This window comes from Rhodospirillaceae bacterium (assembly GCA_002728255.1).
In the GTDB taxonomy this organism is placed as follows: Bacteria; Pseudomonadota; Alphaproteobacteria; order UBA7887; family UBA7887.
In genome coordinates this window covers 20,223-35,906 of record PBWV01000028.1, presented here as the reverse complement: position 1 = coordinate 35,906, position 15,684 = coordinate 20,223, and the positions used below count along the sequence as shown (strand labels likewise).

At 44.7% G+C, this 15,684-nt stretch carries 18 protein-coding genes; 6 read left to right on the top strand and 12 right to left on the bottom strand.

All coding sequences use genetic code 11. From position 1 onward, the window contains the following. On the top strand, positions 1-1,644 hold the full coding sequence (locus tag CMM32_07690; GenBank protein ID MBT06780.1) for a hypothetical protein: 1,644 nt from the start codon (positions 1-3) through the stop codon (positions 1,642-1,644). 134 nt (positions 1,645-1,778) lie between these two features. On the opposite strand, the gene CMM32_07685 is transcribed toward CMM32_07690, so the two are convergent. From CMM32_07685 to CMM32_07675, 3 genes are all read right to left on the bottom strand, one after another. Further along, the gene (locus CMM32_07685) at positions 1,779-2,084 is read right to left on the bottom strand and encodes a hypothetical protein (GenBank protein MBT06779.1); all 306 of its coding nucleotides are present in this window, start codon (positions 2,082-2,084) and stop codon (positions 1,779-1,781) included. After that, positions 2,081-3,037 carry a paraslipin gene (locus CMM32_07680; GenBank protein MBT06778.1) on the bottom strand — a complete coding sequence of 319 codons (957 nt, stop codon included), beginning with the start codon at positions 3,035-3,037 and terminating at the stop codon, positions 2,081-2,083. Before CMM32_07680 ends, CMM32_07685 begins: the two co-directional genes overlap by 4 nt. A gap of 147 nt (positions 3,038-3,184) precedes the next feature. Next, positions 3,185-3,400 (bottom strand): hypothetical protein, encoded by a 216-nt coding sequence (locus tag CMM32_07675; GenBank protein MBT06777.1) that lies wholly within the window; start codon positions 3,398-3,400, stop codon positions 3,185-3,187. A gap of 83 nt (positions 3,401-3,483) precedes the next feature. Here CMM32_07675 and CMM32_07670 point away from each other — a divergent pair, with 83 nt between their 5' ends. Further along, entirely contained in the window at positions 3,484-4,029 is a 546-nt protein-coding gene (locus tag CMM32_07670) for a hypothetical protein (GenBank protein ID MBT06776.1), read from the top strand. Between the two features lie 152 nt (positions 4,030-4,181). Here the strand turns inward: CMM32_07670 and CMM32_07665 are convergent, their stop codons facing one another. Together CMM32_07665 and CMM32_07660 are read right to left on the bottom strand one after the other, a co-directional pair. Next, the gene (locus tag CMM32_07665; protein MBT06775.1) at positions 4,182-5,072 is read right to left on the bottom strand and encodes a CoA ester lyase; all 891 of its coding nucleotides are present in this window, start codon (positions 5,070-5,072) and stop codon (positions 4,182-4,184) included. Positions 5,073-5,118: 46 nt separating this feature from the next. After that, positions 5,119-5,868: a hypothetical protein gene (locus tag CMM32_07660; GenBank protein MBT06774.1), complete on the bottom strand. Its 750-nt coding sequence runs from the start codon at positions 5,866-5,868 to the stop codon at positions 5,119-5,121. A gap of 151 nt (positions 5,869-6,019) precedes the next feature. Here CMM32_07660 and CMM32_07655 point away from each other — a divergent pair, with 151 nt between their 5' ends. Further along, a complete protein-coding gene (locus tag CMM32_07655; GenBank protein ID MBT06773.1) occupies positions 6,020-7,666 on the top strand; it encodes a TPP-binding protein in 1,647 nt (548 codons plus the stop codon). Between the two features lie 56 nt (positions 7,667-7,722). Continuing rightward, a complete protein-coding gene (locus CMM32_07650) occupies positions 7,723-8,199 on the top strand; it encodes a nuclease (GenBank protein MBT06772.1) in 477 nt (158 codons plus the stop codon). Between the two features lie 50 nt (positions 8,200-8,249). Here the strand turns inward: CMM32_07650 and CMM32_07645 are convergent, their stop codons facing one another. The 5 genes from CMM32_07645 to CMM32_07625 form a co-directional block, all read right to left on the bottom strand. Continuing rightward, positions 8,250-8,510, bottom strand: coding sequence for a hypothetical protein (locus CMM32_07645; GenBank protein MBT06771.1), 261 nt, complete (start codon positions 8,508-8,510; stop codon positions 8,250-8,252). A 35-nt stretch (positions 8,511-8,545) separates the two neighbouring features. Beyond that, positions 8,546-8,911, bottom strand: a complete 366-nt coding sequence (locus CMM32_07640; GenBank protein ID MBT06770.1) for a hypothetical protein — start codon at positions 8,909-8,911, stop codon at positions 8,546-8,548. A 323-nt stretch (positions 8,912-9,234) separates the two neighbouring features. Continuing rightward, on the bottom strand, positions 9,235-9,774 hold the full coding sequence (locus CMM32_07635; GenBank protein ID MBT06769.1) for a hypothetical protein: 540 nt from the start codon (positions 9,772-9,774) through the stop codon (positions 9,235-9,237). Between the two features lie 211 nt (positions 9,775-9,985). Further along, complete coding sequence (locus tag CMM32_07630; GenBank protein MBT06768.1) at positions 9,986-11,035, bottom strand: 4-oxalomesaconate tautomerase; 1,050 nt, start codon at positions 11,033-11,035, stop codon at positions 9,986-9,988. Positions 11,036-11,127: 92 nt separating this feature from the next. Beyond that, complete coding sequence (locus tag CMM32_07625; GenBank protein MBT06767.1) at positions 11,128-11,865, bottom strand: PIG-L domain-containing protein; 738 nt, start codon at positions 11,863-11,865, stop codon at positions 11,128-11,130. Between the two features lie 290 nt (positions 11,866-12,155). Here CMM32_07625 and CMM32_07620 point away from each other — a divergent pair, with 290 nt between their 5' ends. Both CMM32_07620 and CMM32_07615 read left to right on the top strand, forming a co-directional pair. Next, positions 12,156-13,136, top strand: coding sequence for a hypothetical protein (locus CMM32_07620; protein ID MBT06766.1), 981 nt, complete (start codon positions 12,156-12,158; stop codon positions 13,134-13,136). A gap of 25 nt (positions 13,137-13,161) precedes the next feature. Then, positions 13,162-13,752 (top strand): hypothetical protein, encoded by a 591-nt coding sequence (locus CMM32_07615; protein ID MBT06765.1) that lies wholly within the window; start codon positions 13,162-13,164, stop codon positions 13,750-13,752. A 60-nt stretch (positions 13,753-13,812) separates the two neighbouring features. On the opposite strand, the gene CMM32_07610 is transcribed toward CMM32_07615, so the two are convergent. Both CMM32_07610 and CMM32_07605 read right to left on the bottom strand, forming a co-directional pair. After that, positions 13,813-15,129, bottom strand: coding sequence for a C4-dicarboxylate ABC transporter permease (locus tag CMM32_07610; protein ID MBT06764.1), 1,317 nt, complete (start codon positions 15,127-15,129; stop codon positions 13,813-13,815). A 59-nt stretch (positions 15,130-15,188) separates the two neighbouring features. Continuing rightward, entirely contained in the window at positions 15,189-15,677 is a 489-nt protein-coding gene (locus CMM32_07605; protein MBT06763.1) for a C4-dicarboxylate ABC transporter permease, read from the bottom strand. Between the last annotated feature and the right edge of the window lie 7 nt (positions 15,678-15,684).

Genomic DNA, 15,684 nt, shown 5'->3' with positions numbered 1-15,684 from the left:
ATGCGTGATATACCAGTTCTCATATCGGGAGGTGGCTCTGTCGGACTTTCCCTAGCCGCTGAACTTGGTTGGCGAGGTGTTCGCTGTATAGCAGTAGAACAAGAAGAGAATCTGAATCCCCACCCAAGAGCGAACGCCGTCGCAAACCGAACAATGGAATATTATCGGCGATGGAAGATAGACGAAGCGATAAGTAATGCAGGGATACCACCCGAACATCCTGCTAATTATTATTGGGTCTCTACCCTACATGGTCGAAAAATACATGGCATATCACTTCCTCCCTTTAAGAAAATTCGTGAGATACAAAACCCCGGGGGATACGCCAAAGAAGAACATATGTGGTCTCCTTATTTAAAAACTATCACGGGTCAGAATGAAGTCGAAACCACCATTCTGAATTTTATTCGGGACCTTAAATGTGTAGATTTTAGGTTCCACTCACAATTAATTGACTTTCAGCAGGATCATTATGGCGTCACCTGCCTGATAAAAGATACAAAAACCGGAAAGGAAGATAAGATAAGAACCCAGTATCTTCTCGCCTGCGATGGCGGCCGCTCCATGATTCGAGAAAAACTTGGCATAAATCTTTCTGGTCAAGCTAACATGGCGGACTTTATATCAATTTACTTTAAGGCGCCTGACTTTATGACTAGTCACAATTTTGGAAATGCTAATATTTATTTCCCACTACACCGGAAATATGCTGGTTATATCTTGAACTGGGATGGCGGCACAACATTCACCTATCATCTAAAGCTTAAGGCAGGACAACATTGGAAGGATATTAATCCAATTGAAGCCATAAGTTCCGTTTTAGGGAAATCTCTCACTATAAAAGTTTTATCAACACAGCCCTGGAGCGCCCACGCCCTAACCGCTGAAATTTATGACAAAGGGCGGACTTTTCTCGTGGGTGATGCGGCCCATTTGTTTACTCCCACTGGGGGTTTTGGAATGAACACTGGCGTATCTGATGCCATAGACATCGCGTGGAAAATTCAAGCAATGTTGCAGGGTTGGGGTGGACCAAATTTACTAAGCAGCTATAGTACTGAACGACAACCCATTGGGGTACGAAACACACTAGAGGCTGCAGACTGCTTTAATCAACTCAATGAAGTGATGAAGTACGGTGATGAATTAGATTTGGAAAACGACGAAGGTGAGAAACTTCGAAACGTTTTAGCCGCAAGGCTGCGGGAACAAGAAAAATTGATTTCTTCCTCCGGAACTCTCTTAGGTTACCGCTACAATGACTCCCCCATTATAATAAAAGACGGGTCCCTTGAACCAAAGGATGATCCAAGAATATATACTCCTACCGCTAGACCAGGCCATCGGGCCCCCCACATCTGGCTTGAAGAAGGAATATCAATTTTAGACTTACTAGGACCTAATTTCAGCCTCCTTTGCTTTAACAAATTAAATAAACGTGTCTCTAATTTTAAAAAGATCGCAAAGGAACTAGGATTACCAGTTAAAATACTCTTTCTAGACGATGGAGAAGCCGCCAAGCTATACGGGTCCAATTTTGTATTAGTCCGACCAGACTTAATGGTTGCTTGGCGGGCAAATGAGATCCCGGAAAGGCCCAAAAACATCTTAGACGTCGTCAGGGGAGCAACCCTCCATAGCTAAACTTAACTCAACTAGTTATAGGTAGCTAGGATAAGATTTTTGGACTCTAGCCAGCCAAATAACCACCCTACAAATGGTTAATCGCAAAAATTTGGTACACAAAAGTAGTGCAGTGAGTTTTCGGTTAGCCTTAGTTACTCATATTCATTAATGTCAGGTTGCCCGCGGCGCGCTCGTTGAAACAAAAATCTGATGACCCCAACAAACGCTACCGAGAGAACGGAAAACCAAATAATTATCTGCCTCCACGACTCAAAAAGAACCAAGTCCCCAAACCAAAGATTCTCCTGAGAAAGAAGGAGACCCGCCATCAAAATAGCTGCTAGACCAATTGGCAATAAGAAAAGAGCAGCTCCGATGGTAAAATCTACTATAACAAGAAGAATGCCCACTATGAGCCAAAACTCTGGTACAAGCATCCAGTAAATCAACGTGTTCATTTGCTTTTATCCCACGGCCCAGTCAACGGCTTTTCTCCGCCATCGCTCGGATTATTAATTGATTCCAAAAGAACTTCGAGAGAGCCTATCGCTTTAACGATATCGGTAGGCATGATGATGGTTTTCGAATTCCTGGACGCGGCCACCTCAGCCATCGCATCAACCTGACGTTTCATAACCTCAAAGTTAATCGCCGGTTGTCCATTATCTGCTATTGCTGCCGCAAGTAATCTAGTTTGTTCTGCATCCGCTTTAGCCTTTACCTGCACCGAATATGCTGTAGCGTCGGCATTAACTTTAATTGCCTCCGCTTCTTTCTCCGCCTCAAAAAGCTTTGCCTCTGCTGCCAACTCCACCGACCTTTTTTCCCCCTCTGCCCTGGCAATTACAGCCCGTCGCTCCCGTTCTGCATTTAATTGTTGGCGCTGCGCTTCTCTCGTAGCTTCGTCAATTATTACATCAGTTATCTCAGTACGAGTGATTTTAATACCCCAGTCGTCTGCAGGCTTCTGCAAATTGGTTTGAATTTCACTATTCATAGAGTCTCTTGAAGACTGCAACTCATCCAGCTCGAGCCTTCCCGCCGCCGACCTAACAACAGATGTAGCATTCGTGTTCAGACCCAAATCAACATCCCTTATCCTATAAACTGACTTAGCCGGATCCTCTATGCGATAAAAAACCGTCGCCTCTAGCTGAACCTCTACATTATCCCGAGTAATAACCGAAATCCTAAATTCAGGAAGTTGTCGTTCTAAGATACTAATTCTGTGAGCAACAGAATCCAAATAAGGAACGATAAAGTTCAGGCCTGCATTAAGAGTACCCTTGAATTTCCCAAATCGTTCTACTACGTATTGTTCACTTTGGGGCACTACTTTTGCACCCTTATAAATAGTTAACAAAGCAAAAATTAAGATAAGAATGGCTATAGTTTCATTCGGCCCTAACATTAAATTCTCCTGACCCATAAAATAATTTCTAAAGTAGTATACGGGCTGGCCTTTGGCCCGAAAAATCCCTCACAAAGCCCCGATAAAAGTTGACGCCATATTATAACAACACATTTTGGATAGAAATAATACGGGGAAGCTAAAACTTCACTGAAGAACAATAATATTCAAATTTATAGACACAACAAAGAGACCCGGAACTAGCGCTCTTTTTATCTGACCACAGTCAAAATCGTTTAATATCCGTAACAGCTTGCATAATCCCCAAAAAGTTCCCGTGATGCTAGGAGGGCCGAGAGCCCTCCCCATAAGCTGATTCCCCGCCCACCCAATTTTAGCGGGAAAATGTGCTGAATTAGTCATAAATTATCCATTAGCACCTTTTATAGAACAATAAATTATACTAGTTTCTTGGGCTACCCTGTTAGGGTGTTGTTTGTTGCCCAATGATCTGGGTGCTAAAATTAAAAGCTCGGGAGGAGCTAAAAAGAATGAAAACTATTTTAAGTATTTTATCTGCGGGAATCGCTCTTGCACTATTCACAAGTGCCTCATGGGCCGATGGTCCTTTGGCAAAATCTGGAACCATCAGCTACCATACCGGCTGGGCCTGTCCTAACAATTTTGTAGCCCAACCTGCCGATGGAGCCATGATCGGAACAGGAACCTGTCGTGGTACTACATATAACGATAATGGCAGCGGCCCACTACACATGGGAGCCGCCCAATGTCATTACAGTTTTCTGGTGAACGGTGGAGATACGCGCAATAAAGGGTATTGCTTTTGGTCAGACCCAGACGGCGACCGCATATTCACAGATTTTCATGGTGACCCATCAGCAAACAATGGTGGCGGAGAAGGCGTCAATGTCATCGCTGGAGGTACTGGGAAATATGAAGGTATCACCGGAAGTGGGCCATGGAAGTGTACATGGACTGGCACCGATGGAGAATTGCACTGCAACCAAAGCTTTAATTACGAGTTGCCGTAAATTGAAGTGCTGAAACAACAGGCCCCCAACTATTGATGGGGGCCTGTTGTTATTAGATTGATCTTGAATTAAAAGAATGCGTGGTGCTTTTAATTAATAATAGTGCCAATAGTAGATTCATTTGGCACCCTCTACCTCACTATACTTTTCAATTACTCCATATCGGCTAACTGTCTTGAAAGCTCTAATATAGCCCGTGCCTGTTTCAAATGAGGCATGTCCAACATTTTCCCATCCATTCCTAATGTTCCAACTCCAGGATTCGCTTCGAAAAGCTCTATGACCCGGACTGCATGGGAAACCTCGTCTTCGCTCGGAGTAAACGCCTTATTAATAATTGGTGGTTGGGAGGGGTGAATTGCAATTTTTCCAATAAAACCCGCCTTACGGTCACGCAAACAATCATTCTCTAAAGCTTTATCATCCCGAAAATTGGTCACCAAAGCACCAATGGGTTGCACACCAATCGCACGACAAGTCGCTAAACAGAGTCCCTTAACCTGTTTATATACTTCGTCATACTCCCCATCTGGATCACGGTTATTGCTTGCCCCAAGGGCGGCAGCTAAATCTTCTGCTCCCCAAGTCATCCCAATCAGACGCTCACTTACTCCATCCAAATAGGTATGAAAGGTTAGAACAGAAGCAGCTGTTTCAGTTGCAACGGGAAAAATCTTAGTAGACATCTGTTCAATATTTTCACTTGCTTCTAACGCCGACAAGTAATTACACAGGGTATTAATATCCTTAGCGGAATAAACCTTTGGTAAGCAAATTCCGTCTGGTCGACCTGGCATTACCGCAGCTAAATCTGGTAAAGCAAACCCCGTATCTAGTGGATTGCAGCGCACGTAAAGTTTTTGCCTAGATCGGTCCATATTTTTTTTTAAGAAATCACAAACCATAGAACGTGCTATTTCCTGACGATCATCAGAAACGGCGTCTTCCAAGTCTAAAATAAGTGCGTCAGCCTCATTCTCTCGCGCCCTTTTTAGTTTTTTCTCACTATCTCCGGGCACGAATAACCAAGATCTCATAATCATAATGTTACTTCATCATACATAAATTTGCTCAAACACCAGCCAATTCTTATTTTGGATTCTTTCTTCTCCACTCTTCTATTGTTTCCTGGGTGGGTGGATAGTACTTCCCAGGTATAGCCTTTTCTTCTTTTATCTTTTCTTTGACCAAATTTTCTGCCCCCTCATGCTCGACAGCCCACTCTAAAACCTTTCCCGCCAACCATGAGGGAACAACGAGAACTCCGTCATTATCCCCAACCATTACGTCACCCGGACGCACTAAGGCTCCTCCGCACTGAATTTGAACATTTTCTTCCGCCGGGAGACTACTTGGATTACCGTGAAAACTACGTGCCTTAGCATAAATTGTTAGTCCATAATTCTCATCCAGAAGCACATCTAGGTCTCGGATAGCGCCATCTATCACCGCCCCATCCGCATTATTTATCGCGAGCTGCAACAATTTTACGTCCCCAGCCACGACGTCCTGAACCCGTCCGCCTATGTCTGCAACCAGCACATCTCCCGCACCACAGCGTCCCATGGCACGATATTCTGGGGAATTAACATCTCCCGTATTCTCGCTCGCAATATCTGGCCGAAAGGGCATAAATTTCAAAGTACGTGCCCTCGCTGCAAATCGTTCTTTACCAGGCACAAATGGCGTCAGATTTTGAATACCCTCACACACACAAAACGAGGATCCAAAAGTCCTGAGTCCATTGTATACTGTTGCCGTGGGAATGCCCTTGAATCCATCAAGAACTTCCTGTGCAACCTCTACAGGACTCATGTCAATTTTTGAACCATTCGACATACCTAGCTCCTCCAAAACACTTATTTAATGGGCTACCCGGCACAACTTGCATATGGCTGGCGCCTATCTCCGACTTTATGTTAGTTATACGTAGCTCTTACTTAAAACAAGTTTATCTCTCATAAGATAAAAACAATAGAGAAATCTACAAATGGATAAAAATCCAAAGACCAAATCTATGACCAGTGGGGAAGTCGTCGTTGATGGTTTGATCCGTAATGGGATCGATACATTATTCTGTCTACCAGGCGTTCAAAACGATTTATTCTTTGACGCACTGCATGCACGTACAGACGAACTGCGTCCAATTCACACCCGACATGAGCAAGCTTCGGCCTATATGGCTCTCGGCTCCGCATTAGCAACCGGGAAACCATCCGCCTTTTGCGTGGTGCCGGGCCCTGGTTTCCTCAACGCTTCGGCAGCATTAGCAACGGCCTACAGCACAAACTCAAAAGTTTTAGCGTTGCTAGGCCAAATCAACTTAGCTTCAATTGACCGGGGTTACGGGCTCTTGCACGAAGTGCGTGACCAAATAGGTATTTTGCGCACCATGACAAAATGGGCGGAGCGCATTGAAAGCCCAAGCGATGCAGCACGTCTCACTCAGGAAGCCTTCCGCCAGTTAGGTGCAGGCCGTCCACGGCCTGTCGGGCTTGAATGCCCAATAGACGTCTGGGGTCGCAGAGCTCCCGTTGCAATCCCAAACCATCCGGCTGATATCGAGACTCCGCCTGTCGATATCGATAAAGTGGAAGATGCAGCAAAACTTTTAGGGGCCGCGAAGAATCCAATGATAATAGTTGGTGGCGGCGCACAAGACGCAAGCGCTGAAGTCCAGCATGTTGCGGAAATGTTGGAAGCACCAGTTTGTGCATATTTTATGGGCCGTGGAGTGCTGGATTCGCGCCACCACCTCTCCATCACTATGCCAACGGGTGAGGAGCTCTGGAAGAACACAGACGTGGTACTTGGCGTTGGAACCCGTATGCAACCGCATCAACAACGTTGGGGGGTAGATAAAGAACTCAAAATCATCCGCATTGACCTATCACAAGAGGAAATGAGCCGCATTAGCAGGCCTGAGATAGGAATAGTGGGCGATGCAGCATCGGTTCTTAGCGCCCTTGCAGTGGCCCTACCTAAACACAATTCTATCCGCAGTTCTCGCAGAGAAGAACTTGATGAAGCTCGTGCCAGAACAACCAAAAAGCTTGCCCCACTGGCCCCCCAGCTAGCCTACGTCAAAGCCATTAGAAACGGCCTACCTGAGAACGGCATCTTCATTGATGAGTTAACACAGGTCAGCTACATCAGCCGCTACGCCATGCCAGTTTATAGCCCAAGAAGTTTTATCGGCTCCGGTTATCAAGGGACTCTGGGCTGGGGATATGCTACGGGATTGGGCGTAAAAGTAGCCCGTCCAAACGTACCTGTACTTTCCATAAATGGTGATGGTGGCTTTATGTATAACGTGCAGGAGATGTCGACAGCTGTTCGTCATGGAATTAATTTAGTTGCCGTTGTTTTTAATGACGGCGCTTTTGGCAACGTCCAACGCATACAAAAATTACGTTACGGAAACCGGACCATTGCTAGTGATCTAACAAACCCAAACTTCACGAAACTTGCCGAGTCTTTTGGTGTGGTGGGGCTCCGTGCCACTTCTCCCCAAGCTTTGCAAGACCGTCTAGAGGAAGCCTTTAAAATGGAGGCTCCAGTACTTATCGACACTCCGATAGGCGAAATGCCCGATCCCTGGAGCTCTGTTCTTAAGCTCTCAAAAGTGCGCGGTTAACCATCTCAAAACCTGCAGGGATTTATTTCGCATATAGAATAATACTGTGAACAATTATGAAAACAGCCTCTATTTTTGTTGACGTTCAAAATATTTATTACACTACGAAACAAAGCTATGGTCAGAACTTTGATTATAATAAATTCTGGGCGCTAGTTACTCGAGAAAGAGAGGTAGTGACGGCTATAGCGTATGCCACCTTTCGCGGAGACAAAAAACAAACAGAATTCCAAAATATTCTTAGGGGTATAGGATTCAAGGTAAAACTAAAACCCTTCATCAAAAGAGGTGATGGCTCCACCAAAGGTGATTGGGATGTAGGGATAGCGATCGACGTAATGAAATATGCCCAAAACTCCGACGTCGTTATTCTGGCATCTGGCGACGGCGATTTTGATCTATTACTGAAGGAGATTAAAACTTCATACAACACGCAAAGTGAAGTTTTTGGTGTACCGGGCCTAACGGCCAATTCTCTAATCAACGCGGCCACAACCTTTATTCCTATTGAAAAGAGCCTGCTTCTTAAGTGACGAACATAAGGCCCAGCCAACCTCCCCCTCATATCAAAAAAGAAAGACTTTTACTGGCCTATATTCTCCTTTTCGAACACCAATAGCTCACTATTTCCAATAGTCCAGAGGCCAAGAGTAAATATAAGGATGAGAAATCGAAGCAACCAAATTAGTAAATTTGGTTGATCAGGATGAATAAAGTGAACGTTCCAGCCATCCTCGTTCATTTCTTTAACTTTAGCGTCAAGCTTACCCCTTGAGCTTGCAAAAATTAACCCCAAAAGCCCCCCACTGTAACTCAATCGCTCTACTTTATTAATTTTACTCATTGCACCCCCAGGTACAGACGTCATTTACACACTCGTTACCCAAAATTTATGTCACACATCCCGTCGTAAATTGTAATGACATTACCCTCTATAGAAATGTTTTTTCCTTCGACTCCCATTTCGCTACCCATCAGGTATACCTTTCCCCTATCTGTCTCACCCGCAAGGAAAGGTTCTTGCGTGTCTAGCTGTCCCAGCAATGAATTTTCAAGCGGCAATTCCAGACCATCCCCAAATATATCCATTAGCTTCATGAAATCTGTTTCTGTCTTTAACCACTCGCCATCTTTAGTAATTTGCGTCTCAGACATAAACATACAACTAACCGTCGCAGCTGTTGCACTACCCGCGTATATCATTCCCACTACAGTAATTCCTATTAACCTCACCAAGTTAGACATTTAAACACCTCCACAAAGATAATCGAAACGGAACTAAGGCATAATTTGACTACTAGTATCACCATATTCGCAGATGACAACCTCGTAATACCGGTAATATTCAGGATCACACTAAGAAAAATTACCCATATCATTAGGACGCATGAAATGCGTCTCTTATGGAGGGATTAAAAAGTTTTATTGGAAAATAATGCGCTCTACTACGACCATCCGTCGAGCACCTCAACACAAATATAAGAAAAAAACTAGTGGAAATATTGCGAAGAATCAAAAAAGAAAACCGTGGCGAAAGCACCGTATCGCCACGGTTCCTTTACATAGACCTACTGTTTAATCCTATATAAGTCATAAACTACTTGGCCAGGCCCTGCCTCTGATGGGCCTTTTAAAAACTTCCCATCGCCAACAATTATATAGTCGTTAACCCAAGAATATTTTTCGCTGGTGGTCCTCATTTTTTTTCTACTCACCCAATAACTAATTCCATTTCCAGGAGAGGCTCCTTCCCCAAAGAGTGCATCCCAGAAGGTAGGGGTTTGTACGATTACTCCACCATAACTCATGAGTAAAATAGCGCCATCATCCATGGTTACATGGCAACGCAAGTCAAACTCTATATTCCCTTTTTCGCTAACATAGCCATCTTCGATACACCCCTGTACGGTGCCCTGGCCACCCCCCAAAGTTATGGTGCCGCCCATAAAGGTTCCCGTAATCCTCTGGTTGTCAATGATTCCAGTGCTATGCATTTCAAGATTCACCGACCCAACAGGTTCCAGCTGAAGCCCCGCAGCGGTTGCCGACGCTGCCAGACATGCACTGGCCGCCATCGCTATCAAGGTGGTTTTTATCAAATCAAACATGTCATTCTCCCTCAAACAATAATGAAGAAGGAATTATATACATATTTTAAATATATTAGAACATCAAACGTGACTTATTTTATTTTGTCAACGTAAAATATTATAATATGTTATACTCTACCGATGTCGCGGACGCTTTGTACTATCGGATAGATACTCCAGTTTTCCACAATCGGGACCTGTTTCCCACCTGCCGTCTGGCCAGGCAAGATTAGAAAACCAGCCCATCCATTAACTTGTTTGCTGTCCGAAGCACCGCGGCACTTTCCACATCGTTTTTATTCATGCTGACAACGACAGTCATCATGCCGGTTGGATGCTCTATCCCGACGGTTTTATTATTCCCTCCAGATAGTACTGCCAGTTCACTGGCTGAAGAACCCTCTAGCAAGGCGGCAGTTCCGACTGTCACCCCTGCAAGTACCCCCACACTTGCATGGCACCGATGGGGAATAAAACTACGTGTACAAATAGCGCCCCCGCGCTTGGGCGAACTGACCATAATGACTTTGGGTACGGTTTTATCTTTTACATCCCCTAAATTCATTCTATGCCCACAATGGAGGCGAATTTTTTCCAAAATCTCCCTGAGTTCTAAGTTCCCTTCTAATTCCTCGCGCCCCTCATAACCACTCAACCCCACATCTTTGGCACGAAGAATAATACATGGCATACCGTTGTCTATCATGGTTACCTCCCTGCCTTCCACCACGTCCTTTGGTTGACCAGTTGGAAGCAAGGCACCACAGGTGGAACCTTGGGTATCCTTAAATTCCAGGAGTATTGGAGCGGAAGTACCCGGCACCCCATCTATACTTGCGTCACCCTCATAGGAAGGCTGTCCATTGGGAGTCTTTACCGTTGCCAAAGCTACCTGTCCTGTGTTCTCCATAAATATAGACACTCTAGTTACACCGGACTTGGCAGATTTTAAGCCACGCTCTATAGCGAAAGGACCTACGCCAGCTAAAATATTTCCACAATTTTGCGCAGTTGAAACGAGAGGGCGATCCACAGAAACCTGTAAAAATAAATAGTCTACGTCTATTCCAGGACGTTTAGACTTAGAGACCACCGCTACTTTAGATGTCAGGGGATCCGCCCCACCCATCCCATTAATTTGGCGATCGTCAGGGGAGCCCATAACTTTTAGAAGTAACTCATCTCGTTCCGAGGGATCTTTAGGAATATCGTCTGCCAAAAAATAGCCGCCCTTAGAGGTGCCACCTCTCATCCACATGCAGGGAATCCCATCTCTCATTTTCGTACCCCAACATTACTAGACTGTATGATTCCAAACCTACCCAAAGTTTGTTCTCGTTCACTAACTGGTACCACCAGCTCCCTTTATTACTAAAGTTGCTTTACACACCGTGGGTAGATGGCCTGGAATGCTTCGGCGTAATCAGCTGAACCACCTCCAGCTTGCCCACCCGCATTGCGTCGAAAATGGTTAGCTCTATTTTGGGCAAGGTTTGTATAATAATCCCAAAGATGCTTTTGTCCGTCCATACATTCTATCGCAGCTCTTTTCTTTTCCCAGACTTCAGTTATGTCAAGCAGCACATTAGGAACCCATCCCATTTGTTCCGTCTGATGAGGTTCAAATAGGTACAATTGGGGCGCACCCAATACCTTTTGGCCCGGATTATGTCCCCAGGCTTGTGCAATCATGCGCACCTCCATGGTAAACTTACTGGTGGACATGTGGTCAGTGTTATATGGGTCATACTGGGAATGGGTCAGCATAAACTCTGGTTGAACCTCTCGGACAATATCAACGAGTTTAAACTTGGCGTCCTGACTTAGGTCCAGTGGATAATCTCCGAGATCTAAAAATTGTATATCATGAGCGCCCAACGCCTGCGCTGCTTGCTCCGCCTCCCTGCGCCGTATATCTTTAACTTCATCCAAATGTGTATTTCCTGCCTTCCATAGCTTGGCACTCTCGCCACGCTCCCCATACGATAGGCACACAACGGTGACCTCGTAACCCTTATTCTGGTGCAAGGCGATAGCTCCGCTACAGCGCCACACAAAATCAGCTGCATGCGCACTAATCACTAAAGCCGTTTTTTTATCAGCACTAATTTTTGCTCTCCTTTGGAAGGAAATTAATGAAACATTTTATTAATAGTTCATAGCATTAATCACATAAAACAGTAAACATAGCCTCAAAAATCTATCTTCAGGATTAATTCGAGCCAGCCAGAGGGACTCTTTCCCAAATAGAATATTATCTTAAAATTCTAAAAAATTTCTGTGTGTTTAAAATTTTATATCAGTAGCGTACCATAGAAAAAATTTCGCATTTTTTAGAATGCTCTTCCCATGCCCTGCGGTATAATAACCTTGGATCCGACGCCTTTTAAGAAAGAAATATGCCCATGAAGGTCCAAGCCTATGCTGCCACAATGCAAGGTGTATGGTTTAGCCAAAATCAAGGGATCAATTGGTCGCGCCTCATCACTCCAACCCAAGGTCTCTACAATGAGGCACGTGTTTGGTCCCTCAATACCCACAACGAGCGGCCAGGTGAATTGCTGGCAGGGACTGACCAAGGCCTCTATCGTTACACTCAAGAAACTGGGAGATTTGATTATATACCATCACCCATGGATAACCTGCATATTTTGAAAATTGCCCGTGATCCACGTGATCCTAATACCATTTTATGTGGAACCCGACCCAGTGAAATTTTTGTTTCAACTAATGATGGTGAGAGCTGGGTACGTTCACATTTTGATTCTGCAACCGAATGTTGGTTTATCAATACTCCAAGAGTAACCTCTATTAACTTTGATCCCGACGAAAAAGACACTATTTGGGTGACAGTGGAAATTGATGGTGTTTTTAGGTCGGATGACAGAGGACAAACATGGAAGTTACTAACTACAGGACTACGCGATAACGACACCCATGACCTAGTTTTTTATAATAAGGGTTCCAAACGCACGATCCTGGTTTCCACCGAAGATGGGATCCATAAATCAATAAATAACGGTGATTCATGGCAGCACCTAGAAACTCCTGAGACTCCCTTTGTATATTTCCGTAGTCTAGTTCACCGGCCCGACGACTCTGGATTCGTGATTGCATCTGTTGGGGATAGGCCATCTGGGGAGACGGGAATGCTCTTATACAGCTCAAACTTTGGCCAAACTTGGTGGCGTGCAGATGTTCCAGAACCCGTAAACAGCACCATATGGTCAATTGCCACCAATCCGGCCAATCCGTTATTAATTTTTGCAGCAACTATCTTCGGCCAAATCTTTCGCAGTAACGACGGCGGCAAAAGCTGGAAGAAAATGCCACGAGAACTTGGCGAAATCCGGGAAATATCTTGGGCGCCAATACCATAACCAACTACAATGTACGGGGTGACAAATGAGCTTTTTCTTATACAAGCCTCATATTGAAGGATCAAAGGGCCAAATCACCACTCCAGATGTACTTATTGATCGGGTGTTAAATTACAAACAGCCTGAATTGATTCCTACATCTACAAACCTGCTTACGTCGAGCTATTTTCAACAATCGATGAAGGAAAATAAAATAGCGCCCCTTTATGCTCTCACTTCCCTCGGTGGCGGCCTTATCATTAGTCCCGGAGCCGCACTCAAAGATGGGCCTATCAACCTTGCACGCAAAGCCTGGCGCTTCAGTACCGTCAGCAAACACCAGGAAAAACTAACACTAAACGGGCTCCCCCTGCACAAGACAGAACTTCCCAAAGACGCTATAAGTCTAGTGCAAGGGGTTAAGAATAAAATGCCACGCGGGTTAACGGTTATCTGTCTAGGACCATGGACGCATCTAACAGAAACTTTTGTGGTAGAACTTAGCGATCCAATTTTAGGCCGCTCCCTTAAACATAATATTTCAATTGAAATGACTGACAAAGACCAATGGCCCTCACGGCCAATTGCCCGCTACTCTACTGGACCTACCCAACGAAAAGTGGAGGATTACATATGAAGTGATGCTTTAATGCGCCCCTTTTTGGCCAACACCATTGGTCCTCAACGCACCCAAAAATTAGTTATTCATAAGGGACGGAAGAAAAAGGGCTACTGAGGGAAACCACACCAACAGAGCAAAAAGCAAAACCCCACATAACAGGAACGGCAGTCCCGACAAGGCCACCTCCTTCATGGAAGTACCTTCTGGGGCCACGCCCAACAAAATAAAAAGATTAAGCCCAAACGGAGGAGTTATTCCACTCATTTCCAAAGCCAAGAGCATAACTATACCAAACCACACCAAATCGAAACCAAGCGCACTCGCAACTGGAAAGAATATAGGTATAGTTAGCATCATTATGGACACTTGCTCCATAAACATGCCCATGAACAATAAAATAATAAACATGAGCACCACCATAGTAAGTGGTGACCATTCAAGCCCGTTAACAAGACTGACCATACCGGACGTTACTCCAGAAAAAGCCAATAATTGAGAAAAGGTCGAGGATGCAATGACCACGAGCAACAACATGCCCGTCACCTCCAGGGTTCCCTTAAGAGCTTTTTGTATAGCCTGCCAAGTAAGGTCTCCCAATGCCACTGCAATTACCAAAATTCCTAATACACCAAATGCCGCTGACTCTGTCGGAGTAGCAATTCCAAAAAGGATCAAACCAATTACTACAAAAATCACACTAATCACGGGAATTAAATATGTGGCGACGGCCTTTACTTTAAGTGCAATGCTCCGGTCTTCACCCAGATCATTGGGAACTGAGTCAGGATTGAGACGCACCATTACGTACACGAGGACCAAATAACAAACGGCAAGAATCAAGCCCGGGACAACTCCCGCTATCAATAAGCGGCCTATATCAACATGAGCAAGACTGCCCAGCAAAACACCCAGACTCGACGGAGGAATGAGGATCGCCAAGCCACCAACGCCAAGTATAGGCCCGAGCGACATATATTTCTTATACCCACGCTTGGTCATTTCCGGTACTAACAAGGAACCCAGCATCGCAGTGTTCCCCATACTGGTTCCAGTTAAAGCCGCAAAACCAGTACCACCAAAAATAGTTAAATACGAAAGCCTTCCTCGCATTCGACCTATCAATATATCGACAGAATCGAAAACTTTATTAGCAACGCCAGAGTGGAAAAAAAGCTCACCCATAAGGAGAAAGAGCGGAATAGGTAAAAACGCAAAATGAGTCACAGAAACGCTAGCATTGGCAACCACCTGAACTACACCTGCCCAACCCGCTACAAGATACATGCCCAGAGCACTCACAAGCAGGAACGAAAATGCAACCGGAACGGATAAAAACATCAAGGTAATCGCGGAGAATAGCGCCAATGCCCCGGACAAGACCCAACCATCCATGCACTACACCCCTGCTTTTATTAACTTTGTAGGCATTATAATGGTTTACCTAACTCAACTTACGAATCAGTTTCTTTATGGCGCCCACTCTGCGGAATGATTTTCAAAAATTCCACTGCGCATAAGCCAAACCCCAATACTAAAGGGAAAAAAAGTAGCCAGCGCGGTATTACAACTGAACGGATATCTAATAGGCCCCGGTGCCAGCAATCGTATCCAAGTTGGGCGGCCAAGCACGCGGCTAGAACAGACAAAACACAGCAAACAAAAAGAACAATTCGTTCCAGGAACGAACTTAATTTCGTCGGCATATACAAAAGAAATGAGCCTATTTTTACGTGTCCACCTGTACGAACCAACCAAGGCGCCATAAACATAGTCATGTACAACAATAAATATTCGGACACTGCGCTTACAAATTCAAATGGCCGAAGCCCAAGCGTCCTAATAAATACATCTGAAATAATTAAAATGAATACACCGATCAACATGCAGCCAGCAGCGCCTGCCAAACCAAATATCAACTTATTGTAAGCATACGATAGCAAGTATAAT

Coding starts and splice junctions, on each gene's coding strand:
- CMM32_07640 (MBT06770.1), bottom strand. CDS start 8,911: ATGTCTAACTTGGTGAGGTTAATAGGAATTACTGTAGTGGGAATGATA.
- CMM32_07635 (MBT06769.1), bottom strand. CDS start 9,774: ATGTTTGATTTGATAAAAACCACCTTGATAGCGATGGCGGCCAGTGCA.
- CMM32_07680 (MBT06778.1), bottom strand. CDS start 3,037: ATGTTAGGGCCGAATGAAACTATAGCCATTCTTATCTTAATTTTTGCT.
- CMM32_07645 (MBT06771.1), bottom strand. CDS start 8,510: ATGAGTAAAATTAATAAAGTAGAGCGATTGAGTTACAGTGGGGGGCTT.
- CMM32_07660 (MBT06774.1), bottom strand. CDS start 5,868: ATGTCGAATGGTTCAAAAATTGACATGAGTCCTGTAGAGGTTGCACAG.
- CMM32_07690 (MBT06780.1), top strand. CDS start 1: ATGCGTGATATACCAGTTCTCATATCGGGAGGTGGCTCTGTCGGACTT.
- CMM32_07655 (MBT06773.1), top strand. CDS start 6,020: ATGGATAAAAATCCAAAGACCAAATCTATGACCAGTGGGGAAGTCGTC.
- CMM32_07630 (MBT06768.1), bottom strand. CDS start 11,035: ATGAGAGATGGGATTCCCTGCATGTGGATGAGAGGTGGCACCTCTAAG.
- CMM32_07610 (MBT06764.1), bottom strand. CDS start 15,129: ATGGATGGTTGGGTCTTGTCCGGGGCATTGGCGCTATTCTCCGCGATT.
- CMM32_07620 (MBT06766.1), top strand. CDS start 12,156: ATGCCCATGAAGGTCCAAGCCTATGCTGCCACAATGCAAGGTGTATGG.
- CMM32_07665 (MBT06775.1), bottom strand. CDS start 5,072: ATGATTATGAGATCTTGGTTATTCGTGCCCGGAGATAGTGAGAAAAAA.
- CMM32_07615 (MBT06765.1), top strand. CDS start 13,162: ATGAGCTTTTTCTTATACAAGCCTCATATTGAAGGATCAAAGGGCCAA.
- CMM32_07650 (MBT06772.1), top strand. CDS start 7,723: ATGAAAACAGCCTCTATTTTTGTTGACGTTCAAAATATTTATTACACT.
- CMM32_07675 (MBT06777.1), bottom strand. CDS start 3,400: ATGACTAATTCAGCACATTTTCCCGCTAAAATTGGGTGGGCGGGGAAT.
- CMM32_07685 (MBT06779.1), bottom strand. CDS start 2,084: ATGAACACGTTGATTTACTGGATGCTTGTACCAGAGTTTTGGCTCATA.
- CMM32_07670 (MBT06776.1), top strand. CDS start 3,484: ATGATCTGGGTGCTAAAATTAAAAGCTCGGGAGGAGCTAAAAAGAATG.